Raw genomic sequence first — 26,364 nt, 5'->3', positions numbered from 1 at the left:
TGGGCATGAAGTCCCACCGCCGACGCCGCGTCGCGCCGCTGATCTGGATCAGCGGCGGGCTGGCCGCGGTACTGCTGATCCTCGGGGTCAGCGGCACGCTGTCCAGCTGGACCCGGGCGATCATCACCAACGACACCAACACCGTGCAGGCAGCCGACTCGCTGATCCTGCAGGAGTCCGGCCCCAACAGCGCGGTCTGCAACTCGACCGACAGCGGGGGCGTCGGGAACAGCTTCACCTGCTCCACGATCGACAAGTACGGCGGCATCGCTACCCCGCTCGCGCCCGGTGACGACCAGAGCGTCACCGTGACGCTCAAGAACACCGGCACCACCAGCGGCAAGCTCGACCTGGCGCCCGGGACCTGCGTCAGCACCGGTGGGAGCGTCACCGCCTCGGTGAGCATCTGCGACGTCGCGCAGGTGACCGTCGCATGCACGGCGCCGAGCGCGCTCGACACGACGGCCACGCCCGTGATCCTGTCGTCCTTCGCGAGCGCCACCGTCGTCGTGACGCTGCCGAAGAACACCTCGACCGACTGCACCTTCGACGTGACCGTCCCGTCGGACGCGAACCCGCAGATCGCCGGCCAGGTCGCCACCCAGCCCCTGGTCTGGACGCTGAGCTGAGGGACGGGTCATGGCACAGCACGCAGCACGACGCAGGCGCAGGCGCCGTCCCGGTCCGCGCAGCCTGCTGCTCGGCGCCTGCGCCGTCGCAGCCGCCCTGCTGACCCTCAGCGTCAACGGCACGCTGTCGGACTGGACCACCGCGGTGCTCTCCAACACCACCAACACCGTGGCCACGGCGACCGCCGTGATCCTCCAGGAGGTCGGCCCCGACGGCACGGCCGGACACGTCTCGCAGACCTGCCGCTCGAGTGACGCGGCGAGCAACTCCGCCACCTGCACCACCATCAACAAGTACGGCGGCACGACCTCCCCGCTGAGCCCCAACTCCAGCCAGTCGACCGATGTCGTCTTCACCAATCTCGGCGCCGCGAACGCGACCAGCTTCGTGCTGACGCCCGGCACCTGCTCCTCCACCCCGTCCAGCGGGACGCCCACCCCGAACAACCTGTGCACCACCGACCTGACGGTGGCGGTCAGCTGCTCGAACGGCGCGACCTACGCGGCCGGCTCGGCCTGGACCGACCTGGTCTACGCGGCGGGCGCCGTCAACAGCATGGGCACCCTGACCCACGCGGCCGGGCTGGCCTCCGGAGCGTCGGCGACCTGCCGGATCACCGTGGCGCTGCCCACCAACGCCTCGGTCCTGGACCAGGGCCTCACGCTGAGCCAACCCCTGAGCTGGACCCTGAACAAATGAGCCGGGGCCGGCACCGGCGGCGGCACCGCGCGCCGGGCCGCTGGATCGCCGCGACGGCGGCGGTCGCGCTCGCCGGGCTGACCTGGGGAACCTCGACCACCTTCTCCGGCTGGGTCGCCGGCTCGGTGACCAACGGCACCGACAGCGCGGCGATGGGCACGCTCGCGGTGACCCACGCCTACACCGGCGGTCCCTGCGTGGGTGGCCCGCGGATGTCGACCGTGCCGTGTGCGGTCGCGCTCGCGCCGGCCACGAGCCCGGCCGGGACCCTGTCGGACTCGATCACCAACAACAGCGGGGCCGCGATCACCCAGAGCCTGGCCGCGTCGTCCTGCGCCCCGGTCCGCTTCCTCAACAACCAGCAGGCGAGCGACCCGCTGATGCCCCGCAACGCCGTCGCCTTCCAGCAGGCCGACCCGTGGGGGAGCGCCACGGCGGCGGGCTTCAGCGGCTCGGGCTACGCCACCGACCTGGTCGGTACGTCGGGCAGCGGGCTGCTCGGGCTGCTGTCGAACAGCTACAGCATCGGGGTGTGGTTCAAGGCGTCCGACGCCCAGGGCGGCGGGCTGATCAGCCTCGACGCCAGCTACTCGAACGCGACCTCGGCCACCGGCAACCCGATGGTCTGGCTGGACACGACCGGCCACGTGAGCTTCTCCGCCAACGGGACGCTCGGGCTCAACGTCACCGGGACCAGCCCGGCGGCGTACTCCTCGGGCTGGCACCTGGTGGTGCTGACCGTCGACACGACCGGTGTCATCACGCTGACCAAGACGGTGAGCCTGTACGTCGACGGTGCGCTGGTGAAGAGCGCATCCGGCCTGACCCTGCTCACCAGCACCACCGGCATCTGGCACCTGGGCTGGGCCGACTTCACCAACCTGACCGCGCCGACGTCGGCGTACTTCCACGGCACGCTGGCGGGCGGCTTCGTCAACCAGTCGGCGGTGCTCACCGCCGGCCAGGTGAGCACGCTCTACGCGAGCGCGTCGGCGACGGCGTACCGGACGTCGCTCGCGGGGATCGGCGGCACGGCATCGATCTGGATGCTGGGCGACGACGGCATCACGACGTACGCCGGCGTGCTGCCCAGCCCGATGACCGACCCGTGCGGCCAGGTGAACGTCGCGCTCGCCTTCACCAACCCCACGGCCAGCGTGGCCTCGATGACCCTCAACGCCTTCGTCAGCGGCGGCAGCAGATCGATCGCAGCGCCCGCGGCAGGGGCGACGCAGAGCCTGACGGTCAGCACCTCGAAGGCGGGCGGCTACAGCAACGACATCGCGGGGCTGCACCTCTACGTGCCGCTGACCTTCACCTACGGGACCAGCCCGGCGACGGCGTGGACGATGGCGATGCAGTGGTCGGGCGATCCGAGGGACGTGTTCCTCGGATGAGCCGGCGACTCCTCACCCTCGCGCACTGGCTGCTGCTCGCCGTACTCGTCGGCGCCGTCGCCACGGCGGGCGGGTGGCGCCTGACCGGCGGCCGGTGGGAGCGCGTCGAGACCGCGTCCATGGGCACCGTGGCGCCGGTCAACACGCTGCTGTGGGTGGAGCCGGCATCCTTCGAGACGTTGCGGCCGGGGGACTTCATCACCTTCCACCCGCCCGGGCACCCCGACCTCACCTACAGCCACCGGGTGGCGGTCGTCGACGCCGACGGCACGATCCAGACCCAGGGCGAGATCACGGCACGCGACCCGTGGCGGCTGACCCGCGGCGACCTGGTCGGGAAGGTCGTCCTGCGGTGGAAGGGCGTGGGCTGGCTGATCGTCGCCGCACCGGTCCTCCTCGGCGGCGGGCTGGTGCTGTGGGTGCTGGTGTGGTCGGTCCGCGACCGCAGCTGGCGCGCGCCGGTCGCGATCGTCGGGGGAGCGCTGCTGCTGAGCGTCGCGATCGTCGTCTACCGGCCGCTGATCCGGGCCGAGCAGCTCGGCTTCGGCGAGGCGCCGGGCGGGGCGCGGGCGACGTACGTCTCGACCGGACTGGCCCCGATCCGGCTGCAGGCCTACCGCGGCGCGCACGTCGACCTGCGCGACGGCCAGGTCGGCTCGGTGACGATCACCCAGAAGGATCCCAGCGGGCGGTACGGCGTCGCGGTGCACCCGCACCTGCCCCCGTGGTGGTGGCTCGCGATCGTGGCCGTCTGCTTCCTGCCCGCGCTTTGGACGCTCGTGATCGGGCAGCCGGACCGGGCCACGCCGAGGCGCGGACCCACTCATAGAATGGCCGATCGTGCCCTCGATCGGAGTCTTCGCCCTGCAAGGTGACGTCCGCGAGCACCTCGTGGCGTTGACCGCCCTCGGTGCCGACGCCTTCACCGTGCGCCGCCCCGCCGAGCTCGAGCGCTGCGACGGGCTGGTGCTGCCGGGCGGCGAGTCCACGACCATGTGGAAGCTCGCGCGCGCCTTCGACCTCCTCGAGCCGCTGCGCGAGCGGGTCCGTGGTGGCATGCCGACCTTCGGCACCTGTGCCGGGATGATCATGCTCGCCGACCGGATCGTCGGCGGCACGCCCGACCAGGAGACCATCGGCGGCCTGGACGTGACGGTGCGGCGCAACGCCTTCGGCCGGCAGGTGGACTCCTTCGAGGACTCCCTGACCGTCGTGGGGCTGGACGACCCGGTGCACGCGGTGTTCATCCGTGCGCCCTGGGTCGAGCAGACCGGGCCGGACGTCGAGGTGCTGGCGACCGCGATGGATCACCCGGTCGCCGTACGCCAGGGGCACCTGTTGGCCACGTCCTTCCACCCCGAGGTCGACGGCGACGGCAGGATCCACCGAATCTTCCTCGACCTGGTGGCTGGATAGGATCGCTGGGATCGTCGTACGGGTAGGGAAGTAGGGAACGGAAATGTCTGGCCACTCCAAGTGGGCAACCACCAAGCACAAGAAGGCTGCGATCGACGCCAAGCGGGCCAAGAGCTTCGCGAAGCTGATCAAGGTCGTCGAGATCGCGGCCAAGGCCGGCGGCGCCGACCTCGCGGGCAACCCGGCGCTCGTCGACGCCGTCCAGAAGGCCAAGAAGTCCTCTGTTCCCAACGACAACATCGATCGCGCCATCAAGCGCGGTGCCGGCCTCTCGGGTGACGCGGTCGCCTACGACACGATCATGTACGAGGTCTACGGCCCGTCCGGTGTCGCGCTGCTCGTCGAGTGCCTGACCGACAACAAGAACCGCGCCGCGATGGAGGTCCGCACCGCGGTGTCCCGTAACGGCGGCACCATGGCCGACCCCGGCTCGGTCTCGCGTCTCTTCACCCGCAAGGGCGTCGTCGTCGTCGCGAAGTCGCAGGACGGGAAGGACGTCTCGGAGGACGACGTGCTGGAGGCGACCCTCGACGCCGGTGCCGAGGAGGTCAACGACCTCGGTGAGTCCTGGCAGGTCCAGTCCGAGGCGACCGACGTCGTCGCGGTGCGTACGGCGATCCAGGACGCCGGCCTCGACTACGACTCCGCCGACGTCGAGTTCGTCGCGTCGATGGACATCCCGGTCGGCGACGTCGCCACGGCCGAGAAGGTCATGAGGCTCGTCGACGTGCTCGACGACCTCGACGACGTGCAGAACGTCTTCAGCAACGCCGACATCCCCGACGAGGTGCTGGACTCGATCGACGCCTGATCGGAGTGTCGCGGTCGGCCGGCCGACGCGTCGGACTAACGTTCCCTACGAACACCTGTGCGGACGGAAGGCGGCTGCGATGCGTGTGCTCGGGATCGACCCCGGCCTGACCCGGTGCGGCCTGGGGGTCGTCGACGGTGCCGTCGGACGGCCCCTGACGCTCGTCGACGTCGGGGTGGTGCGTACGCCGGCGGACTGGTCGGTCCCCGAGCGCCTGGTCTTCATCGAGAAGGGCATCGAGGCCCGTCTCGACGAGTACGGTCCCGACGCGGTCGCCATCGAGCGGATCTTCGCCCGCAGCGACGTCTCCACGATCATGGGCACCGCCCAGGCCGCGGGCATCGCGATGGTGTGCGCCGCGCGCCGTGGCCTGCCGGTCGCGCTGCACACGCCCAGCGAGGTGAAGGCCGCGGTCTCGGGCAGCGGCCGCGCCGACAAGGCGCAGGTGGGTGCGATGGTCACCCGCATCCTCCGGCTGGACGCCATGCCGAAGCCGGCCGACGCCGCCGACGCGCTGGCGCTGGCCATCACCCACATCTGGCGCGGAGGCGCCCAGGCCCGGATCGACGCGGCGCTGGCCACGGCAAGGAGCAACCGATGATCGCCTTCGTCCGCGGCCGGGTCGCCGACCTGACGCTGAACAGCGCCGTCGTCGAGGTGGGCGGCATCGGGCTGGAGCTGATGTGCACGCCCGGGACCCTGGCGGGGCTGCGGCCCGGCCAGGAGGCGACGCTGCCCACGAGCATGATCGTGCGCGAGGACTCGATGACGCTCTTCGGCTTCGCCGACGAGGACGAGAAGGCCATCTTCGAGCTGGCGCAGACCGCCTCCGGCGTCGGGCCCAAGCTGGCCCAGGCGATCGTCGCGGTGCTCTCCCCGGACGGCGTCCGCACCGCCATCGCGACCGAGGACGTCAAGACCCTCACCAAGGTCCCCGGCATCGGGCAGAAGGGCGCGCAGCGCATCATCCTCGAGCTCAAGGACCGCATCGGCGCGCCCGTCGGCGCCGGCGGTCACGCCGCGATGCCGGTGGGGGAGCCGTGGCGCGACCAGGTGCTGCAGGGCCTGATCGGTCTCGGCTACAACGCCAAGGAGGCCGAGAAGGCGGTCGAGGCCGTGGGCGACGAGGCCGCCTCCGGCGTACCGAACGTGAGCGGGCTGCTGCGCTCCGCACTGCGGGCACTGGCGCGTTGACATGGCCTTCCACGAGGACGAGCTGGCGGCTGCCGAGGAGACCCACCTGCGGTCCCTGACGACCGCCGAGGCCGACGGCGACGAGCGGGCGGTCGAGGCGGCGCTCCGTCCGCGCACGCTCGACGAGGTCATCGGTCAGACGCGGGTGCGCGACCAGCTCGGCCTGGTGCTCGAGGCCGCCAAGCAGCGTGGGCGGGCGCCCGACCACGTCCTGCTGTCCGGTCCGCCCGGCCTGGGCAAGACGACGCTGTCGATGATCATCGCGGCCGAGATGGCCGCCGCCCTGCGCATCACCAGTGGTCCCGCCATCACCCATGCGGGCGACCTCGCCTCGATCCTGTCCGGCCTCAACGAGGGCGACGTGCTCTTCGTCGACGAGATCCACCGGATGTCGCGGCCGGCCGAGGAGATGCTCTACCTGGCGATGGAGGACTTCCGCGTCGACGTCGTCATCGGCAAGGGGCCCGGCGCCACGGCGATCCCGCTGGAGATCCCGCCGTTCACGCTGGTGGGCGCGACGACGCGGGCGGGCCTGCTGCCCGGACCGCTGCGCGACCGGTTCGGGTTCACCGCCCACCTGGAGTTCTACGAGCCGCACGAGCTCGACCTCATCGTGCACCGCTCGGCCGGTCTGCTCGGCGTCGAGCTGACTGACGAGGGCTCCGCCGAGATCGCGTCCCGCTCCCGTGGCACGCCGCGGATCGCGAACCGCCTGCTGCGGCGGGTGCGCGACTTCGCGCAGGTGCGTGCCGACGGGATCGTGACCCGTGGCGTCGCCGAGGCCGCGCTCGACCTGTACGAGGTCGACCAGCTCGGCCTCGACCGGCTCGACCGCGCCGTCATCGACGCGCTGTGCCGCCGCTTCGGCGGCGGGCCGGTGGGCGTGTCGACGCTGGCCGTGGCGGTCGGCGAGGAGCGGGAGACGGTCGAGGAGGTCGCCGAGCCGTTCCTGGTGCGCAACGGCTTCCTGGCCCGTACGCCGCGGGGGCGGATCGCCACGCCGGCGGCCTGGCAGCACCTCGGGCTGGCCCCGCCCGTCGTACCGCCCGAGGGTGGGGACGCGACCCTCTTCTCGGACTGATCCGGACGCGAACAGGTCCGATTGCGGGACGCGAGGGCCCTGCTGGCTATGCTTGCCCGTCGGTCCAGCGGTCCACCCGGGAGAAGGTCTTTCAACAATGCAGCAACTGCTCAGCTGGCTGCCGATCCTGCTGATCGCGGTCGTCTTCTGGCTGCTGATCATCCGGCCCGCGCAACGCCGTCAGTCGGCGACCCTGACCATGCAGAAGACGGTGGACGTCGGCGACGACGTCGTGCTCACCTCGGGCATCTTCGGGACCGTCGTGGAGCTGACCGACGACCACGTCGGGGTCGAGGTCGCCGAGGGCGTCACGCTGCGCGTGCTGCGCGGCGCTATCGGCTCGAAGGTCCACAAGGACGAGGCCGACGACCAGGCCGAGCAGGCCGACGAGCTCGACCCGGCCGACGAGGCCGACGGCGACACGATCCCCGGCAGCGACGACGTCGTCGTTGCCGATCGAGAGGACTGAGACCTTCCATGGCGGCACGACGCCACCGGCCCGGCCGGACGCTCATCATCTTCTTCCTCGGCGTTGCGGTGCTCTACGGGCTCGCGGCTCTGACCGGCACCTGGAAGCCGGCCCTCGGCCTGGACCTCCAGGGCGGCACCCAGATCACGCTGACCGCCACCAAGACGCCCTCGAAGGCGAACCTGGACGAGGCCCGCTCGATCATCGACCGCCGCGTCAACGCGTCCGGCGTGTCCGAGGCATCGGTCACGACCCAGGGCAACAACCACATCATCGTCTCGATCCCCAAGTCGACCAGCAACGCGGCCCAGCTCGAGGAGACCGCGAAGCGTCAGGCCGTGCTCCGGTTCCGGATGGTCGCGTGCCCGCTGATCGACGCGAACAACAATCCGATCGCGTCGCCGTGCGACAGTTCCGCGCCGTCGGGCCTGGCCGCCAACGGCCGACCGGCCCCGGCGTTCGGGAAGGTCGCCGCGAAGCCGACCGCCAAGCCCACCAGCAAGCCGACGGCCAAGCCCTCGGCGACCGCGACCGCGACGCCGCTCGCGACCTCGTCTGCGACGGCCGGCTCCGCCTCCGGCACGCCCTCGTCCGACCCCAACTCCGCCGAGGCCATCATCGCGTGGACGGCCGATCCCGACGCCGCGGCGAAAGCGGAGTACAAGGCGTACAGCTGCGTCCTCCGGCAGGTCAATCCAAACGGCTCGTCGACCGATCCCGGCAACTATGTGACCGAGCTGGTCAAGCCCGGCACTTCGACCGCGGTCCGGTTGCCTGACGATGCCAGTCGACCGCTCGTAGCTTGCGATGCCCCTTCGCTCAACAACGCCGGTACGGCGATGGCGACGCCGCAGAAGTACCTGCTGTCGCGGTCGGTCGTCGAGGGCACCGAGCTGACCGACGCCAAGGCCGAGGTCCCGCAGAACCAGATCGCCTGGGAAGTCGCGATCACCATGGGCAACGACAAGTCCAAGGCGTTCCCGCCCGGTAGCACCGGCGCTGAGGACGACTTCGCCACGATCACCAAGAAGTACAACGGCACGGGCCACCAGTTCGCGGTCGTCCTCGATGGTCAGGTCATCTCCGCCCCGACCATGAACGCCTACATCTCCGACGGGCGCTCCACCATCCAGGGCAACTTCAACGAGGAGTCCGCCCAGTCCCTCGCGACCAGCCTGAAGTACGGCTCGCTGCCGATCGCCTTCGAGCAGCCCAGCACGGAGACCATCGGTCCCTCGCTGGCCGGCAACCAGCTCCACGCGGGTCTCCTCGCCGGGGCCATCGGTCTCGCGCTGGTCATGCTCTACTGCCTGCTCTACTACCGCGGCCTGGGCATGGTCGTCGTGGCCTCGCTGTTCGTGGCGGCCTCGATCACCTACGCGATGGTGCTGCTGCTGGCGAAGGGCGCGGGCTTCACGCTCACCCTTCCCGGCATCGCGGGCCTGATCATCGCGGTCGGCATCACCGCCGACTCGTTCGTCATCTTCTTCGAGCGCATCCGTGACGAGATGCGCGAGGGCAAGTCGATGCGGGTCGCCGTCGAGTCCGGCTGGCATCGCGCCCGGATCACCCGGCTCGCGGCCAACACGGTCTCGGTGCTCTCCGCGCTGATCCTCTACATCTTCGCCAGCGGCGTGGTGAAGGGCTTCGGCTTCGCGCTCGGCCTCTCGACGCTCGTCGACCTGGCCGTGCTGTTCTGGTTCACCAAGCCGATGGTGTCCTACCTGGCGCAGTTCAAGGCGTTCAACTCCGGTCGGAAGTGGTCCGGCCTGAGCCGCGAGACACTCGGCATGGACACTGCGCGCACCGCGGGAGGGGAGGCCTGATGGGCAAGATGTCCCGTCTGGGCAACGACCTGTACCAGGGTCGCAAGTCCATCGACTTCATCGGCAAGCAGTGGCTGTGGTACTCCGTCTCCCTGACGCTGGTCACCATCGCCCTCCTCTCGGCCTTCGTCTTCAAGCCGTTGCACTACGGCGTGGAGTTCAAGGGCGGAACCTCCATCTCGGTCAACGTGGGTGCCGGCAACGCGACCCAGGCCAACGCCGACAAGCTGCAGACCGACATCGGCGACGCCCACATCCAGCAGGCCGGCTCCCCGGTGGTGACCACGGCCGGCGACAAGGCGCTGAGCGTCCAGGTGGAGAGCCTGAACCCCGCTCAGCAGCAGCAGGTCGCGAACGTGATCTTCAAGGACTTCCCGCAGGCCGGCAAGACCGTCGACGACCTCTCGATCACCTCCATCGGTCCGAGCTGGGGCAAGGAGGTCGCCAACCGCGCTGCCCTCGGCGTCGTGGTCTTCCTGATCGCCGTCGTCATCTTCATCTGGGTCTACTTCCGCGAGTGGAAGATGTCGGTCGGCGCCATGGTGGCGCTCGTCCACGACTGCGCGCTCACCATCGGTGTCTACGCACTGTCCGGCTTCGAGGTCACGCCGGCCGCCGTCACCGGCCTGCTCGCGATCCTCGGCTTCTCGCTCTACGACACCGTGGTCGTGTTCGACAAGATCAAGGAGAACACCACCAAGCTGCGCACCAAGACGCAGACGTACGGCGACGCCGCCAACCTCGCCGTCAACCAGACCCTGGTCCGCTCGATCAACACCTCGATCGTGGCGCTCATCCCGATCGGTGCGATCCTCTGGGTCAGCGCCGTCATGCTCGGCGCGAGCACGCTCAAGGACCTCGCGCTCGCGCAGTTCGTCGGCATGGGTGCGGGTGTCTACTCCTCGGTCATGCTGGCTCCCCGGGTGATCGTGCACCTCAAGTCGCGCACCAGCGAGGAGCAGGAGCGCGCCAAGCGTGCCGCCCGGGCCCGCAAGGCCCAGGTCGACCGCTACGCGTCGGTCCCGTCCTTCGCCGAGGACATGCCGGTCGTCGACCCGGACGCGCCGGCTGCCCGTCCGTCCCGCGACGGGGAGTACGACGACCGCGTCGCGCCGACCACACCCCGGCCCGAGCCGAAGACCTCGCCGATGGGCAAGGGCCGCACCCTGCCCACCCAGCACCGGCCGGTCGGCGAGAGCGGCGCCTCGGGCCGCACCCAGCCCGAGCGCAAGCCTCGCTCCAAGCGCGGCAAGTAGCCGGGATGCCCGAGTCGTCGACCGACGTACTCCAGCGGCTGGTGCGGGACGTCCCTGACTTCCCGCAGCCGGGCGTGATGTTCAAGGACATCATGCCGCTGCTGGCCGACCCCGAAGGCTTCCGCACGGTCGTCGCGACGCTGGCCGACGCCGGCCGCGACCACACCGGCGCGGTGGTCGTGGACAAGGTGATCGGCATGGAGTCGCGTGGCTTCATCCTCGGGGCGCCTGTCGCGCTGGCACTCGGTGTCGGGTTCGTCCCGGCCCGCAAGCCCGGCAAGCTGCCCGGTGAGACGCACGCCGTGTCCTACGCGCTGGAGTACGGCGAGGCCACCCTGGAGATCCAGGGCGACGCGCTGCGCCCGGGCGAGCGGATCCTGGTCATCGACGACGTCCTCGCGACCGGCGGTACGGCGCGGGCGACCTGCGAGCTGATCGAGCGCGCGGGTGCTGTCGTCCACCGCCTGGCCTTCCTGATGGAGCTCTCCTTCCTGCCCGGCCGGGATGCGACGGCCGGCCACGACGTCACGGCCCTGCTCACCGTCTGATCTCGGTCCATCCCCGTGCGGTCCTCCGGACGGGCTCACTAGACTGGGCCAATGGCTGAGGAACGCACCGCCCCGCGTCCCTCGGCGGTGCGCGCCCGCCTGGCCCGGATGGGCACGCGGAGCAGCGCCAACCCGGTGCTCGAGTCGCTGTTCCGCGCCGTACGGGCCAACCACCCGAAGGCCGATCTCGCGCTCCTCGAGCGCGCCTACACCACTGCCGAGCGGCTGCACGGCGACCAGAAGCGCAAGAGCGGCGACCCGTACATCACCCACCCGCTCGCGGTGACCACCATCCTGGCCGGCATCGGCATGACCGAGGCGACCCTGGTCGCCGCACTGCTGCACGACACCGTCGAGGACACCGAGTACACCCTCGAGGAGTGCCGCCGCGACTTCGGTGACGAGGTCGCCCAGCTCGTCGACGGCGTCACCAAGCTGGACAAGGTCGTCTACGGCGACAGCGCGCAGGCCGAGACCATCCGCAAGATGATCGTCGCGATGTCGCGCGACATCCGGGTGCTGGTCATCAAGCTCGCCGACCGGCTGCACAACATGCGCACGCTGCGGTTCGTCCCGCAGAAGAGCCAGGAGCGCACGGCCCGCGAGACGCTGGACATCTACGCCCCGCTGGCCCACCGGCTCGGCATGAACACGATCAAGTGGGAGCTCGAGGACCTCGCGTTCGCGACCCTGCACCCGAAGATCTACGACGAGATCGTGCGGATGGTCGCCGAGCGGGCGCCGTCGCGCGACCAGTTCCTCGCCGAGGTGATCAACCAGGTGGAGGCCGATCTGCGCGAGGCCAAGATCAAGGCGACCGTGACGGGGCGGCCGAAGCACTACTACTCGATCTACCAGAAGATGATCGTCGGCGGCCGCGACTTCTCCGACATCTACGACCTGGTCGGCATCCGGATCCTGGTCGAGCAGGACCGCGACTGCTACGGCGTCCTCGGGGTCCTGCACTCGCGGTGGAACCCGGTGCTCGGCCGGTTCAAGGACTACGTCGCGATGCCGAAGTTCAACATGTACCAGTCGCTGCACACGACCGTCATCGGCCCGCAGGGCAAGCCGGTCGAGATGCAGATCCGCACCTTCGCCCAGCACCGGCGCGCGGAGTACGGCGTCGCCGCGCACTGGAAGTACAAGGAGGACGGCCGCAGCGGCACCGACACCGAGAAGCGCGGCGACCTCGACGACATGTCCTGGGTGCGCCAGCTCCTCGACTGGCAGAGCGAGGTCGAGGACCCGGGGGAGTTCCTGGAGTCGCTGCGCTTCGAGATCAACCAGGCCGAGACCTACGTCTTCACCCCGCGCGGCGACGTCATCGCGCTCCCGACGGGAGCGACGCCGGTCGACTTCGCCTTCGCCGTGCACACCGAGGTCGGCTACAAGACCATCGGCGCCCGCGTGAACGGGCGCCTGGTGCCGCTGGAGTCCACGCTCGAGAACGGCGACGTGGTCGAGGTGTTCACGTCCAAGGCGCCGACCGCCGGCCCGTCGCGGGACTGGCTGACCTTCGTGAAGTCCCAGCGCGCGCGCTCCAAGATCCGCCAGTGGTTCACCAAGGAGCGCCGCGAGGAGGCGATCGAGCGCGGCAAGGACGAGATCGCCAAGCTGATGCGCAAGGAGGGCCTGCCCCTCAAGCGGCTGCTCAGCCACGACTCGCTCTCGCAGGTCGCCGAGCAGTTCAAGCTGGCCGACGTCTCGGCGCTGTACGCCGCCGTCGGCGAGCACAACCTGGGCGCCCAGACCGTCGTACGCAAGGTCATCGAGCTGCACGGTGGCGACCAGGGGGCCCAGGAGGACCTCGCCGAGGCGGTCACGATCACCGGGCGCCGGCACCGTTCCCGGCTCGCGGGCGGAGGTGACGTCGGGGTCATCGTCAAGGGCGCCCCGGACGTCTGGGTCAAGCTCGCCAAGTGCTGTACGCCGGTCCCGCCCGACGACATCCTCGGCTTCGTGACCAAGGGCGGGGGAGTCTCGGTCCACCGCAAGGACTGCACCAACGCCGCGAACCTGCTGGGCCAGCCGGAGAAGGTCCTCGACGTCGAGTGGGCGCCCACCGGCCAGTCGACCTTCCTGGTCAACATCCAGGTCGAGGCCCTCGACCGGTCGCGGCTGCTGACCGACATCACTCTCGTCCTCTCCGACGCCCACCTGTCGCTCCAGTCCGCGAACCTCACCACCTCCCGGGACCGGGTCGCCAAGCTGCGCTTCACCTTCGAGATGGCCGACGCCAAGCACCTCGACACGGTCCTCAACGCGGTCCGGTCGGTGCCGGGGGTCTTCGACGTGTACCGGGTCACCGCCTGACTCGCGAGCCGTCACCTCTGCACCCGCGAGGCGTCACCTCTGCACCCGCGAGGCGTCACCTCTGCACCCGCGAGGCGTCACCTTTGCACTGCCGAGGCGTCACCAACGCCTCGGCGTGTACGACGGCCGTAGCGCCAGCCGCAGCTCTCGCAGCCAGGCGTCGAGGCGCGGACCGCTGAAGTCGCCAGAACGGACCACGATGACGGTCCAGTGGTTCTCGCGCAGCCACGCTGCGCGCTCGGCGTCGTTGTCGACCTGCTCGGTCGTTCGCTCGTGCGCGTCGAAGCCGTTGTACTCGATGCACACCCGCTGAGCGACGTACGCGAAGTCGAGCCTGTACGTCGGGACGCCGTCGATCACGATCCAGTGCTGGGGCTCGGGCGCCGCGACTCCCGCGTCGATGATCGCCAGGAGCGTCCATGCCTCGCGCGGCGACTCGAGACGCGCATCGACCAGGGGGAGGAGCTCGCGAAGCTGGATGACCCCACGCCGACCGCGGAAGCGCGCGAGCTCCGAGCCCATGCTGTGCTCGTCGATGCCGTAGGCGCGAGCGAGCCCGCAGAGCGCGGCGAAGGCTTCCCGGCGCCGGAGGTTGCATCCGAGATCGAGGGCCGTCCGCAACGGACTGGTGCACGGGATCCCCGCGACGTCGGTGATGTCGGCCGGAAGAAGGTCGCGGGAGCGTCCCCGGACCGAGGTGTGCCGGCACCGCGTCCCGCCGCGGAGGACGCAGACCTCGGCCTCGGCACCGTGCGACTGCTCAGCGGCCGTATAGCAATCGACGCCCAGCAGCCACGCTGCCGTGCGATCAACCACGACCTGGTCCGGAGCGAGAACCAGACGGAGCGCCGCCACCCGGAGGTCGAGGTCATCGGGAGTCGTCGCGCCGACGTACACGTTGCGCAGGATCCGGCGTAGCGCACCTTCGGCCAGCAGCTTGCTCAGTCGAGCCCGACTCAGGCCCAGCTGCTCGAGCTGGTCTCGGGTGAACGGCCGCCCCGACGCGATCGGATCCATGGCGTGAGCGTGCCCGCCCGAGGACCGCCGAGCCAGAGCTCCGCAGCCGCCTGTGGATAAGTCGTGCACCCGCGACGGCCGACTGCCGCCCCCGAGATGCAGAAGCGACGCTTCGTAGGTGCAGACGTGACGCTTCGGTGGTGCAGAGGTGACGCCTCGCGGGTCAGCCGGAGAAGTCCTCCGAAGCCCGCCGCGCCATCTCCAGGAAGGACCGACGACCCTCGAGGTTCTCCTCGAGCTCGCGCACCTTCTTGGCGTCCCCGGCGGCCCGCGCCTTGTCGAGCTTGGCCTCGGCGTCGGCGATGGCGGTCTCGAGCTTGGAGACCATGTCGTCGGCACGCGCCGACTTCTCCGGGTCGGTACGCCGCCACTGCTCGTCCTCGACCTTGCGGATCGCCTGCTCGACGGTCCGCATCCGGCCCTCGAGGTCCTTGATCCGGTCCCGCGGGACCTTGCCGGCCGCGTCCCAGCGCTCGGCGATGTCGCGGAAGGCGGCCTTCGTGGCGGTCAGGTCGGTCACCGGCAGCAGCGCCTCCGCCTCGAGGAGGATCTGCTCCTTGACCTCGGCATTGGCGGCGAACTCCTGGTCCAGCGCGGCGTTCTCGGCGTCGCGCGCCCCGAAGAACCGGTCCTGCGCCCCGCGGAAGCGGGCCCACAGCTCGTCGTCGACGCTCTTCGGCGCCGGGCCGGCCGCCTTCCACTGCCGCATCAGCTCGCGGTAGCGGCCCGCGGTCGGACCCCACTCGGTCGACTCGGCGATCTTCTCGGCCTCGGCGACGAGGCGCTCCTTGATCACCTGCGCGCCGGCGCGCTTGCTGTCCTGCTCGGCGAAGTGGGCCTTGCGGGCCTTGGTGTAGGCCGACCGGGCGGTCGAGAAGCGCTTCCACAGCGCGTCGTCCACGGCCCGCTCGAGACGGGGCAGCGCCTTCCACTCGTCGAGGAGCTCCCGCAGCCGGTTGGCGCCGTTGCGCCAGTCGCGGCCGTTGGCGATCTTCTCGGCCTCGGCGGCGAGCTTCTCCTTGGCCTCGCGCGACTCGTTCGAGCGGGCGGCCTTCTCGGCCTTGCGGGCCTCGCGCTGGATCGCGATCACCGGGCCGAGCTCGTCGAGCTTGGCGCCGAGCGCGGCGAGGTCGCCCACCGCGTTGGCGTCGACCAGCTGCGCGCGCACGGTCTTCACCGAGGCGGCCGCCTCCTCGGGGGAGAGCAGCGCCGAGGAGACCCGCTTGTGCAGCAGGTCCACCTCGAGCGCGAGCGCTTCGTACCGGCGGGTGAAGAAGGCCAGGGCTTCGTCTGCCGAGACATCGGGCACCTGACCGACGGCGCGTTCGCCGTCGCTCGTCTTCACATAGACGGTGCCGTCGGAGTCGACGCGTCCCCAGTCGGAGGTAGTCACGGTAGGCAATGCTAATCGGGCCCGGCGCGGCCGATAGGCTGGGTCGGTGCTGATCGCCGGCTTCCCCGCAGGACCGTGGGGCACGAACTGTTATGTCGCGGCCACCTCAGCCGGCGCCGAGTGCGTCGTGATCGACCCCGGCAAGGACGCAGCCGCCGGGATCGCCGAGATCGTCCGCGAGCACCGGTTGAAGCCGGTCGCGGTGCTGCTCACCCACGGCCACGTCGACCACATGTGGAGCGTCGCCCCCGTCGCCGGGACGTACGACGCCACCGCATGGATCCACCCCGCGGACCGGCACCTGCTGACCGATCCGGTGGCGGGCCTGTCGCGCGAGTCGGCCGGCATGCTGCTCGGCGGCGACTACGAGTTCACCGAGCCCGACGACGTCCGCGAGCTCACCGACGGCGCCGCGCTCGAGCTGGCCGGGATCACCTTCACCGTCGACCACGCCCCCGGCCACACCGAGGGATCGGTGGCCTTCCGCAGCCCGTACGGCGGCGACGTGCCCGAGGTGATGTTCTCGGGTGACCTGCTGTTCCAGGGCTCGATCGGCCGCACCGACCTGCCCGGCGGCGACCACGCCAAGATGCTGGCGAGTCTGCGCACCAAGGTGCTCCCGCTGGCCGACGACATCGTCGTGCTGCCGGGCCACGGCGGGCAGACCTCCATCGGCCAGGAGCGGGCCACCAACCCCTTCCTCCAGGACCTCCTCGACGCGGGCACGACCGCGGCGCCGACGCGGGGGCTGTGATGGCCAAGCCCACGCCGCTCAGCGGCTTCCCCGAGTTCCTGCCGGCCGACCGGGTGGTCGAGCAGCAGGTGATCGCCACCTTGGCGCGGACCTTCGAACTGCACGGCTTCGGCAACGTCGAGACGCGCGCGGTCGAGCCGATGGACCAGCTGCTGAGCAAGGGGGAGACCTCCAAGGAGGTCTACGTCCTCAAGCGGCTGCACGACACGGACAAAGACGCCGGCATGGGCCTGCACTTCGACCTGACGGTGCCGTTCGCGCGCTACGTGCTGGAGAACGCCGGGAAGCTCGAGTTCCCGTTCCGCCGCTGGCAGATCCAGAAGGTCTGGCGCGGTGAGCGTCCCCAGGAGGGGCGCTTCCGCGAGTTCACCCAGGCCGACATCGACATCGTCGGCCGCGACGAGCTGCCGTTCCACCACGACGTCGAGGTCGCGCGCGTGATGGTCGAGGCGCTGTCGCAGCTCGCCTTCCTGCCCGGCTTCCGGCTGCAGGTCAACAACCGCAAGCTGATCCAGGGCTTCTACTCCGGCATCGGTGCGCCGGACGTCGAGAAGGTCATGCAGGTCATCGACAAGCTCGACAAGCTGCCCGTCGAGAGGATCCGCGAGCTGCTGCAGGACGACGCGGGTCTCGACGAGAAGCAGGCCGACCTGTGCCTCCGGCTCGCGACGATCGAGGCCGAGGACGACTCGTTCGTCGAGCAGGTCCGGGCGCTCGGCGTCGTGGACCCGCTCCTCGACGAGGGCCTCGAGGAGCTCGCGGCCGTCGTCGCGGGCTGTGCCTCGGTCACGTCCGACACGGTCAAGGTGGTGGCGGACCTGAAGATCGCCCGCGGCCTGGACTACTACACCGGCACCGTCTTCGAGACCCGGCTCACCGGGTTCGAGGGCCTCGGCTCGATCTGCTCCGGCGGTCGGTACGACGCGCTCGCCTCCGACGGCCGCAGCACCTACCCGGGCGTCGGCATCTCGCTCGGGCTGAGCCGGCTGCTCGTGCCGCTCGTCCAGAAGGGCGGGCTCACCGGCTCCCGGCCGGTGCCGAGCGCGGTGCTCGTCGCGCTCAACGAGGAGGACTCCCGCTTGGCCGCCGATGCCGTGGCCCAGCGGCTGCGCGCATCCGGCGTACCCACCGAGGTCGCCGCGAGGGCCGACAAGTTCGGCAAGCAGATCCGGTACGCCGAGCGCCGCGGTATTCCGTTCGTCCTCTTCGAGCGGACCGGCGAGACTGGCACGACGTACGAAGTCAAGGACATCCGCTCGGGCGAGCAGGTCACGGTCGACCCGGCCACCTGGATGCCGCCCGCAGTCGACCTGCGCCCGCAGGTCATCACGAAGGAGAACAAGTGATCCGCACCCAGGACGCCGGCACGCTGCGTGCCGAGCACGTCGGCCAGACCGTCACGCTCGCGGGCTGGGTGGCGCGGCGGCGCGATCACGGTGGGGTGGCCTTCATCGACCTGCGCGACGCCAGTGGCGTGGTGCAGATCGTCTTCCGCGACGAGGAGGAGGCGCACGCGCTCCGCAGCGAGTTCTGCATCGCCGTGACCGGCGAGGTCATCGCGCGGACCGAGGCCAACGTCAACCCGAACCTGCCCACCGGCGAGGTCGAGGTCGTCGTCGCGAAGCTCGAGGTCCTCAACCCGAGCGCGCCGCTCCCGTTCCCGATCGACGACGCGACCAGCGCCGGCGAGGTCGGCGAGGAGTCGCGGCTCAAGTACCGCTACCTCGACCTGCGCCGCAGCGGCCCCGCGGCCGCCATCCGCCTGCGCAGCAAGGTCAACAAGGCCGCCCGCGACGTGCTCGACGCCCACGGCTTCGTCGAGGTCGAGACGCCCACGCTGACCCGCAGCACCCCCGAGGGCGCGCGCGACTTCCTCGTCCCGGCGCGCCTGCACCCGGGCAGCTGGTACGCCCTGCCGCAGAGCCCGCAGCTGTTCAAGCAGCTGCTCATGGTCGGCGGCCTGGAGCGCTACTTCCAGATCGCGCGCTGCTACCGCGACGAGGACTTCCGCGCCGACCGCCAGCCGGAGTTCACCCAGCTCGACATCGAGATGAGCTTCGTGGACCAGGAGGACGTCATCGCCCTCACCGAGGACGTCCTCTCGGCGATGTGGGCGCAGATCGGCGTCACGATCCCCACGCCCATCCCGCGCATGACGTACGCCGACGCGATGCGTCTCTACGGCAGCGACAAGCCGGACCTGCGGATGGGCCAGGAGCTCGTCGAGTGCGCTGACTACTTCAAGGACACGCCCTTCCGCGTCTTCCAGGCCGAGTACGTCGGCGCGGTGGTCATGCCCGGCGGCGCGAGCCAGCCCCGCAAGCAGCTGGACGCGTGGCAGGACTGGGCCAAGCAGCGCGGTGCGCGCGGCCTGGCCTACGTGCTGGTGCAGGAGGACGGCGAGCTCGGGGGACCGGTCGCCAAGAACCTGTCCGAGGACGAGAAGGCCGGTCTGGCCGCCCACGTCGGCGCCCAGCCCGGTGACTGCATCTTCTTCGCGGCCGGTGCCACCAAGCCCAGCCGCGCCCTGCTCGGAGCGGCCCGCCTGGAGATCGGCCGCCGGTGCGGACTGATCGATGAGGACGCCTTCGCGTTCACGTGGGTCGTCGACGCCCCGATGTTCGAGCCCGCCTCCGACGCGGTCGCCTCCGGCGACGTCGCGGTCGGTGCCGGCGCCTGGACCGCTGTGCACCACGCGTTCACCGGCCCCAAGCCGGAGTTCGCCGACACCTTCGACACCGACCCGGGCAGCGCCCTGGCGTACGCCTACGACATCGTCTGCAACGGCAGCGAGCTCGGTGGCGGCTCGATCCGGATCCACCGCGAGGACGTGCAGAAGCGCGTGTTCAAGGTGATGGGCATCGACGACGACCAGGCGCAGGAGAAGTTCGGCTTCCTGCTCGACGCGTTCAAGTACGGCGCCCCGCCGCACGGTGGCATCGCGGTCGGCATGGACCGCATCGTCGCGATGCTCGCCAAGGTGGACTCGATCCGCGAGGTGATCGCCTTCCCGAAGTCCGGTGGGGGCTTCGATCCGCTCACTGCGGCGCCCGCTCCGATCACCGCGGAGCAAAGGAAGGAAGCGGGCGTGGACGCCTCGCCGACGAAGGATGTCCCGCCAGAGGCGTGAAGCGGGCGAAAGTCGCCTGAGGACGGTTGATATCGAACCGTTACGTGTCAGGCACCGTTCGGTGATCGTTCGAGCCATACAGTGGCGCACGGCACACCCGGACAGGGTTGGTGTGCCCTGATCGAACGAGGAGACATGCCGACCTTGGCAGCGACGTCGTCCCTGACGGGCCGAGTGCGATGAGCACGGTCCCGGACACCCATAACGAGAACGCCGCCGAGGAGATCGCTCCCGTCGCCGTCAAGGAGGGCGGCGGGACCGTCGCGCTCTCGCCGACGAAGCTGGCCTGGCGCCGTTTCCTCGCCGACAAGAAGTCGGTCGCGGCCGGCGTCGTGGTGATCATCTACCTGCTGCTCGGTGTGGCTGCCCCGTTCCTGGTGCACTTCGGGGTGCTGAAGCCCCTGGAGCTCCACCAGGAGCTCATCAACGACCTCAGCCTCCCGAGCGGCCACTTCGGCGGCATCAGCTGGAAGCACCCGCTGGGCGTCACCCCCGGCAACGGGTACGACGTGCTCAGCCGGGTCTGGTACGGCATCACGCTCTCGATGTTCATCGCCCTGTCCGCCTCGGTCATCTCGGTCCTCGTCGGCGTCGTGCTGGGCATCGTCGCCGGCGTCAGCGGCGGTTGGGTCGACGCCACCATCGGTCGCTTCATCGACCTGATGCTGTGCTTCCCCCAGACCCTGATGCTCCTGGCGCTGTCCAGCGTGGTGGTCGGGTTCCTGACCCAGACGGTGCACATCCCGTCGGGCGACCCGGCGCAGATCGTCTTCGTCATCGTCGTGATGGGCCTGTTCGGCTGGATGTCGCTCGCGCGCCTCATCCGCGGCCAGGTCCTCTCGATCCGCGAGCGCGAGTTCGTGCAGGCGGCCCGCCTGTTCGGCGCGAGCCGTCGGCGGCTGTGGTTCAAGGAGGTGCTCCCGAACCTGTGGGCGCCGATCCTGGTGAACTTCACGCTGATGCTGCCGCTCTACATCTCGACCGAGGCGGCGCTGGCGTTCCTGCAGGTGTCCGTCCAGCCCCCGACGCCGACGCTCGGCAACGTGCTGAGCAACGCGATGGAGACGGCGTCCCACGACTCGACGTTCTTCCTCATCCCGGCGTTCCTGATCGCTCTGATCGTCGTGGCCTTCAACCTGCTGGGTGACGGCCTGCGCGACGCCCTCGACCCCAAGGGTCACTAGCCCATCGACTTCCGATCCCACCGGGACCGGGGACCGTCGCCCGTTCGGGCGCCAACTCATAGAGGAGAAACCACATGGCGAAGATTCGCTCCCGAATCATGGGAGGCCTTGTCGCCGGAGCGATGGGGCTCACGCTAGCCGCGTGCGGTTCCGGCTCCAATGGCAACACGACCGAGGGGGCCGGCGACAAGGGCGGCACCATCACCGTCCTCGACATCAGCAACGCCTACAGCGGCACGGACCCGGCGGCGGTCTACCTCGGCGAGGAGATCGCCCAGTTCCGTCGGCTGGTCTACCGCGCCCTCGTCGCGTTCCCGATCAGCAAGGACGATAAGGAGTCGGGCACCCCGATCGCCGACATGGCGACCGACACCGGCACCCCGAGCGACGACGCCAAGACGTGGACGTTCACCATCAAGGACGGCCTGAAGTGGCAGGACGGCCAGCCGATCACGGCCGCCGACTTCGCCTACGGCCTCTCCCGCTCGTTCGACCCCAACCTGGTCCACGGCACCGGTGTCGGCACCACCTACCTGGCGCAGTACAACCTGGGCGGCCTCTTCAAGGCCGACGGCTCCTCGGCGTACCCGGGCCCGCTGACCGCGACCCCGGCGCAGCAGGCGCTGTTCGACAAGGCGGTCGTCGTCAAGGGCAACACGATCACCTACCACTTCTCCAACCCGGTCCCGGACTTCCCGCTGCAGGTCGCGGCGCTGTTCACCTTCGACCCGTACGAGAAGTCCTTCGACCACGGCACGAAGAACCTGTGGACCATCAACTCCGACGGTCCGTACATGCTGCAGGGCGACAAGTTCAACTCGGGCCGCGGCGGCACCTTCGTCCGCAACCCGAACTACGACCCGTCGACCGACAACCCGAAGCTGCGCGCGGCCCTGCCTGACCAGTTCGACTTCGAGTTCCTCTCGAACCTCGGTGCGATCTTCGACCGCCTGGTCGCGAACACCGGCAAGGACCAGACGGCCCTGTCGTTCGCCAACGTCGACACGCCGCACTACGCCGACATGGCCGACCTGTCCGACCGGTCGATCCAGACCACGTCGCCGTACACCCGCTACGTGTTCGTCAACGCGCTGACCGTCACGAACCCGAAGGTCCGCCGCGCCCTGCAGGTCGCTGCCGACAAGGCCGGCTACATCAAGGCCGAGGGTGGCAGCCACTGGGGAACGCCGACCTCGACCCTCGTCAGCTCCGGCATCCCCGGCTACGTCGAGAACCCGGCCACGAAGGACGACAACCCGGCCGGTGACCCGGCCGCTGCCGCTGCGCTGCTGAAGGAGGCCGGCGTGAAGACGCCGTACCCGATCACCTTCGGCTACTCGGACTCCTCGACGCAGAACGAGCAGGCTGCGGCTGCCATGCAGGCCGCGTGGAACAAGGCCGGCTTCAAGGTCACCCTGATGGGTGTCTCGCCCGACGCCAACCCGGACTACTACACGATCATGTCCGGACGCGACAAGAAGGTCGACGTGTTCATGGGTGGCTGGGCCGCCGACTGGCCGTCGATGCTCGCCGTCATCCCGCCGATCCTGAAGAGCAACCCTCCGGGTGCCCAGAACGGTGTCGGCTTCAACTACGGCTTCTACAGCAACAAGCAGGTCGACAGCTACATCCAGCAGGCGCAGCAGACGACCAGCCAGGACGAGCAGATCTCGCTCATGCAGAAGGCGGACGCGACCGCGGCCGCCGACGGCGCCTACATCCCGCTGGCGAACCAGAACAACTGGTTCCTCTACGGGTCGAAGGTCGGCGGGTTCCTGCCCGACGTCGCTTCGTCGTACTACCCGGACCTGGGCTCGGTCTACGTCGCCAAGTGACGACCTGACCACCTAGGAACAGCTAGGGAACCACCCGGGCCTGGGTGGGCGGCAACGCCCACCCAGGCCCTCCCCGGCCGCACCCGGCCACCTCTCGAGGCGCGAAGGAAGTCCCGTGTTTGCCTACATCGTCCGCCGGAGCATCATCGGAGTAGTCCTACTCCTAGCGATGTCCCTGGTCGTCTTCGTGTTGTTCTTCGTGCCGGGCGACCCGGCACGCAACACGTGCGGCAAGTTCTGCACCCCCCAGAAGCTCTCCGACATCCGCCGCGTCCTCGGCTACGACAAGTCGCCGGTGGAGCAGTACGAGCTGTTCGTGAAGGGCATCTTCGTGGGGCGCGACTACCCGGTCGACGACGCGTACCGCGCCAAGCTCGAGAAGCAGGACCCGACACTCATCACCCACTGCTCCGCTCCGTGCCTCGGCTTCTCCAACAGCGACCAGGAGACGGTGAACCACGAGCTCGCGGTGGCCGCACCGGTCACGATCTCGCTGTCGGTGGTCGCGTTCTTGATGTGGATGATCATCGGCATCCCCCTCGGGGTCCTGGCCGCCGTGAAGAAGGGCGGTTGGACCGACCGGATACTCGTCGGCAGCACCTTGGTCCTGTATTCGATGCCGGTGTTCGTCATCGGTAACTTCCTGCTCAAGTTCGTCGCCACGAAGTGGCAGTGGGTGCCGCAGCCGTCGTACGTCTCCATCGCGGACGGCGGCCCGATCCAGTGGTTCACGAACCTGCTGCTGCCCGCGATCACCCTCGCCGTGTTCTACATGGCCGCCTACGTCCGGATCACCCGCGCCTTCATGCTGGAGACCCTGACCGAGGACTACATCCGCACCGCCGAGGCCAAGGGCCTCAAGCGCGGCAAGATCCTGTTCAAGCACGCCCTCCGGGCGACCCTGACCCCGATCGTGACCATGGCCGGCCTCGACTTCGCCTCGCTGCTGGCCGGCGCGATCATCACCGAGTCGGTGTTCACCTTCCCGGGCCTGGGCTTCCTCGCTCGCGAGGCCAACCACAACGCCGACCTTCCGATCCTGATCGGGCTGCTGCTCGTCGCCGGTGCCGCGGTCGTGATCGCCAACATCGTGGTGGACATCCTGTACGCCTTCATCGACCCGCGCGTGCGGTTGGACTGAGAGGACCCGACATGAACCAGTTCCTCAGTGTCAACGACCTGCACGTCCACTTCCCGACGCCCGACGGCGTCGTCAAGGCCACCGACGGGCTCTCCTTCACCCTCGACCGGGGCCAGACCCTCGGCATCGTGGGCGAGTCCGGATCGGGCAAGTCCGTCTCGAGCTCGGCGATCCTCGGCCTGCACCGCGGCACGAACGCCCGGGTCAGCGGCGAGATCGTGCTCGACGGGGTCGACCTGCTCCAGCTCAGCGACGAGGAGATGCGGCAGCGGCGCGGCAAGGACGTCGCGATGATCTTCCAGGACCCGCTCTCCGCGATGCACCCGTACTTCACGGTCGGCAACCAGATCGCGGAGGCCTACCTCGTCCACGCCGACGTCTCGAAGAAGGTGGCGAAGGCGCGGGCGATCGAGATGCTGGACCGCGTCGGCATCCCGCAGCCCGCCCAGCGGGTCAACGACTACCCGCACCAGTTCTCCGGCGGCATGCGCCAGCGCGCGATGATCGCGATGGCGCTGATCAACGACCCGGCGCTGATCATCGCCGACGAGCCGACCACAGCCCTGGACGTCACCGTCCAGGCACAGATCCTGGACCTGCTCCAGGACATCCAGCGTGAGTTCAACTCGGCGATCATCATCATCACCCACGACCTCGGGGTCGTCGCCGAGATGGCTGACGACGTGCTGGTGATGTACGCCGGCAGGGCGGTCGAGTACGGCAGCTGCGCCAAGATCCTGGCGACCCCGGAGATGCCCTACACGTGGGGGCTCATGTCGTCGGTGCCGGATCTGACCGCCGACGTCGACGCCAAGCTGATCCCCATCCCCGGGAACCCGCCGAGCCTGCTCAACCCGCCGACGGGCTGTGCGTTCCACCCGCGCTGTGCCCACAAGGACAAGGTCCCCGACAACCTGTGCAGCACCCAGATGCCGGACCTGCTGCCGTCCGAGGACGGCAGCCGGCACCTGAGCCGCTGCCACCTCGCGAACCCGTTCGAGATCTTCGCGACCGAGGTCCTTCCGGAGATCGCGCCCGACCTGGCCGAGGAGGCCTGAGATGACTTCCGTTCCCGAGACGCCGACGGCGCCGCACGCCGCGACGGAGGCGGACCCGTCCGCGCCGCCCGTGCTGTCGGTCGAGAACCTGAAGATGTACTTCCCGGTCAAGAACCAGGGCATCATCCGGCGCACGATCGGCCACGTGAAGGCGGTCGACGGGGTGTCCTTCCAGGTCGCCGCCGGCGGCTCGCTGGGCCTGGTCGGCGAGTCCGGCTGTGGCAAGTCGACCACCGGGCGCCTGATCACCCGGCTGTACAAGCCGACCGAGGGCAAGGTCGTCTTCGAGGGGCGCGACATCGCCAAGGCGAGCCAGCGCTCGCTGATGCCGCTGCGCCGCGACATCCAGATGATCTTCCAGGACCCGACGACGTCGCTGAACCCGCGGCACACGGTCGGCTCGATCATCGGTGCGCCGCTCGAGATCCACAAGGTGCTGCCCAAGGACAAGGTCCTGCCGCGGGTGCAGGAGCTCCTCGAGATCGTCGGTCTCAACCCCGAGCACTACAACCGCTACCCGCACGAGTTCTCCGGCGGCCAGCGCCAGCGCATCGGCATCGCCCGCGCGCTCACGCTGCAGCCGAAGCTCCTGGTCGCCGACGAGCCGGTCTCCGCACTGGACGTGTCGATCCAGGCGCAGGTGATCAACCTGCTCCAGGACCTCCAGCGCGAGTTCAACATCGCGTTCCTGTTCGTCGCGCACGACCTGGCGATCGTGCGGCACTTCTGCCCCGAGATCGCGGTGATGTACCTGGGCAAGATCGTGGAGATCGGCGACCGGGACAGCATCTACAACAACTCTCACCACCCCTACACCCAGGCGCTGCTCTCCGCCGTCCCCGACGTCAAGCAGGCGACCATCGGGGGCCGGCGCGAGCGCATCCGGCTGCAGGGCGACGTGCCGAGCCCGATCAACCCGCCCTCGGGCTGCCACTTCCGCACCCGGTGCCCGATCGCGCAGGAGATCTGCGCGGAGGTCGAGCCGCCGCTGCTGCAGATCGGCCAGCGGCACAAGGTCGCGTGCCACTTCCCGGGCCGGCTCGGTCACGCTCCGATGGAGCCGTTCACCGCGCGGCTGCTCGGCGTCGACTCCTACGGCCAGCCCTCGCCCGAGGCGCAGCCCGCGGCCGAGCTCCACGACGAGCCCGGGTACGCCGACAAGTGGTTCGACCTGGACAAGCCGGGGATCGGCTCGGTCTGAGGTCGGAG

At 69.8% G+C, this 26,364-nt stretch carries 24 protein-coding genes; 22 read left to right on the top strand and 2 right to left on the bottom strand.

Annotation, left to right across the window (positions count from 1 at the left end):
- The first annotated feature begins 5 nt into the window (after positions 1-5).
- From ACYU8V_RS05750 to ACYU8V_RS05685, 14 genes are all read left to right on the top strand, one after another.
- A complete protein-coding gene (locus ACYU8V_RS05750; protein WP_460845843.1) occupies positions 6-629 on the top strand; it encodes a hypothetical protein in 624 nt (207 codons plus the stop codon).
- A gap of 10 nt (positions 630-639) precedes the next feature.
- Positions 640-1,329: a hypothetical protein gene (locus ACYU8V_RS05745; RefSeq protein WP_460845842.1), complete on the top strand. Its 690-nt coding sequence runs from the start codon at positions 640-642 to the stop codon at positions 1,327-1,329.
- Positions 1,326-2,726 (top strand): LamG-like jellyroll fold domain-containing protein, encoded by a 1,401-nt coding sequence (locus ACYU8V_RS05740; RefSeq protein WP_460845841.1) that lies wholly within the window; start codon positions 1,326-1,328, stop codon positions 2,724-2,726. The genes ACYU8V_RS05745 and ACYU8V_RS05740 overlap by 4 nt, the downstream gene beginning before the upstream one ends.
- On the top strand, positions 2,723-3,601 hold the full coding sequence (locus ACYU8V_RS05735) for a S26 family signal peptidase (RefSeq protein WP_460845840.1): 879 nt from the start codon (positions 2,723-2,725) through the stop codon (positions 3,599-3,601). Before ACYU8V_RS05740 ends, ACYU8V_RS05735 begins: the two co-directional genes overlap by 4 nt.
- Complete coding sequence (gene pdxT / locus ACYU8V_RS05730; RefSeq protein ID WP_460845839.1) at positions 3,567-4,142, top strand: pyridoxal 5'-phosphate synthase glutaminase subunit PdxT; 576 nt, start codon at positions 3,567-3,569, stop codon at positions 4,140-4,142. The genes ACYU8V_RS05735 and pdxT overlap by 35 nt, the downstream gene beginning before the upstream one ends.
- Positions 4,143-4,185: 43 nt before the next feature.
- Positions 4,186-4,953, top strand: a complete 768-nt coding sequence (locus ACYU8V_RS05725) for a YebC/PmpR family DNA-binding transcriptional regulator (protein ID WP_460845838.1) — start codon at positions 4,186-4,188, stop codon at positions 4,951-4,953.
- Between the two features lie 79 nt (positions 4,954-5,032).
- Positions 5,033-5,554: a crossover junction endodeoxyribonuclease RuvC gene (gene ruvC / locus ACYU8V_RS05720; protein WP_460845837.1), complete on the top strand. Its 522-nt coding sequence runs from the start codon at positions 5,033-5,035 to the stop codon at positions 5,552-5,554.
- A complete protein-coding gene (ruvA, locus tag ACYU8V_RS05715; protein WP_460845836.1) occupies positions 5,551-6,147 on the top strand; it encodes a Holliday junction branch migration protein RuvA in 597 nt (198 codons plus the stop codon). The genes ruvC and ruvA overlap by 4 nt, the downstream gene beginning before the upstream one ends.
- 1 nt (position 6,148) lies before the next feature.
- Positions 6,149-7,228: a Holliday junction branch migration DNA helicase RuvB gene (gene ruvB, locus ACYU8V_RS05710; RefSeq protein ID WP_460845834.1), complete on the top strand. Its 1,080-nt coding sequence runs from the start codon at positions 6,149-6,151 to the stop codon at positions 7,226-7,228.
- Positions 7,229-7,325: 97 nt separating this feature from the next.
- The gene (yajC, locus tag ACYU8V_RS05705) at positions 7,326-7,697 is read left to right on the top strand and encodes a preprotein translocase subunit YajC (protein WP_460845833.1); all 372 of its coding nucleotides are present in this window, start codon (positions 7,326-7,328) and stop codon (positions 7,695-7,697) included.
- An 8-nt stretch (positions 7,698-7,705) separates the two neighbouring features.
- Entirely contained in the window at positions 7,706-9,523 is a 1,818-nt protein-coding gene (gene secD, locus ACYU8V_RS05700; RefSeq protein WP_460845832.1) for a protein translocase subunit SecD, read from the top strand.
- Positions 9,523-10,779 (top strand): protein translocase subunit SecF, encoded by a 1,257-nt coding sequence (secF, locus tag ACYU8V_RS05695; protein ID WP_460845831.1) that lies wholly within the window; start codon positions 9,523-9,525, stop codon positions 10,777-10,779. The genes secD and secF overlap by 1 nt, the downstream gene beginning before the upstream one ends.
- A 5-nt stretch (positions 10,780-10,784) precedes the next feature.
- Positions 10,785-11,327 carry an adenine phosphoribosyltransferase gene (locus tag ACYU8V_RS05690; RefSeq protein ID WP_460845830.1) on the top strand — a complete coding sequence of 181 codons (543 nt, stop codon included), beginning with the start codon at positions 10,785-10,787 and terminating at the stop codon, positions 11,325-11,327.
- A gap of 51 nt (positions 11,328-11,378) precedes the next feature.
- Positions 11,379-13,643, top strand: a complete 2,265-nt coding sequence (locus ACYU8V_RS05685; protein WP_460845828.1) for a RelA/SpoT family protein — start codon at positions 11,379-11,381, stop codon at positions 13,641-13,643.
- 99 nt (positions 13,644-13,742) lie between these two features.
- Here the strand turns inward: ACYU8V_RS05685 and ACYU8V_RS05680 are convergent, their stop codons facing one another.
- Complete coding sequence (locus ACYU8V_RS05680; protein WP_460845827.1) at positions 13,743-14,660, bottom strand: type IV toxin-antitoxin system AbiEi family antitoxin domain-containing protein; 918 nt, start codon at positions 14,658-14,660, stop codon at positions 13,743-13,745.
- 163 nt (positions 14,661-14,823) lie between these two features.
- The gene (locus tag ACYU8V_RS05675; RefSeq protein ID WP_460845825.1) at positions 14,824-16,053 is read right to left on the bottom strand and encodes a DUF349 domain-containing protein; all 1,230 of its coding nucleotides are present in this window, start codon (positions 16,051-16,053) and stop codon (positions 14,824-14,826) included.
- Between the two features lie 46 nt (positions 16,054-16,099).
- Between ACYU8V_RS05675 and ACYU8V_RS05670 the strand changes: the two genes are divergently transcribed.
- The 8 genes from ACYU8V_RS05670 to ACYU8V_RS05635 all read left to right on the top strand — a co-directional run bounded on the left by ACYU8V_RS05670 (position 16,100) and on the right by ACYU8V_RS05635 (position 26,356).
- Positions 16,100-16,807, top strand: a complete 708-nt coding sequence (locus ACYU8V_RS05670) for an MBL fold metallo-hydrolase (protein WP_460845823.1) — start codon at positions 16,100-16,102, stop codon at positions 16,805-16,807.
- Positions 16,807-18,153, top strand: coding sequence for a histidine--tRNA ligase (hisS, locus tag ACYU8V_RS05665; RefSeq protein WP_460845821.1), 1,347 nt, complete (start codon positions 16,807-16,809; stop codon positions 18,151-18,153). Before ACYU8V_RS05670 ends, hisS begins: the two co-directional genes overlap by 1 nt.
- Positions 18,150-19,937 (top strand): aspartate--tRNA ligase, encoded by a 1,788-nt coding sequence (gene aspS, locus ACYU8V_RS05660; protein ID WP_460845820.1) that lies wholly within the window; start codon positions 18,150-18,152, stop codon positions 19,935-19,937. Before hisS ends, aspS begins: the two co-directional genes overlap by 4 nt.
- A 179-nt stretch (positions 19,938-20,116) precedes the next feature.
- Positions 20,117-21,121 (top strand): ABC transporter permease, encoded by a 1,005-nt coding sequence (locus ACYU8V_RS05655; RefSeq protein WP_460845819.1) that lies wholly within the window; start codon positions 20,117-20,119, stop codon positions 21,119-21,121.
- A gap of 98 nt (positions 21,122-21,219) precedes the next feature.
- The gene (locus tag ACYU8V_RS05650; protein ID WP_460845818.1) at positions 21,220-22,956 is read left to right on the top strand and encodes an ABC transporter substrate-binding protein; all 1,737 of its coding nucleotides are present in this window, start codon (positions 21,220-21,222) and stop codon (positions 22,954-22,956) included.
- A 115-nt stretch (positions 22,957-23,071) separates the two neighbouring features.
- Positions 23,072-24,097 (top strand): ABC transporter permease, encoded by a 1,026-nt coding sequence (locus ACYU8V_RS05645; protein ID WP_460845816.1) that lies wholly within the window; start codon positions 23,072-23,074, stop codon positions 24,095-24,097.
- 11 nt (positions 24,098-24,108) lie between these two features.
- Positions 24,109-25,155: an ABC transporter ATP-binding protein gene (locus tag ACYU8V_RS05640; RefSeq protein WP_460845815.1), complete on the top strand. Its 1,047-nt coding sequence runs from the start codon at positions 24,109-24,111 to the stop codon at positions 25,153-25,155.
- A 1-nt stretch (position 25,156) separates the two neighbouring features.
- Positions 25,157-26,356, top strand: coding sequence for an ABC transporter ATP-binding protein (locus ACYU8V_RS05635; protein ID WP_460845814.1), 1,200 nt, complete (start codon positions 25,157-25,159; stop codon positions 26,354-26,356).
- Positions 26,357-26,364 lie beyond the last annotated feature (8 nt).

The sequence above is a fragment of the Nocardioides ultimimeridianus genome, assembly GCF_054777895.1.
This window is presented reverse-complemented; position numbering and strand designations above follow the sequence as displayed.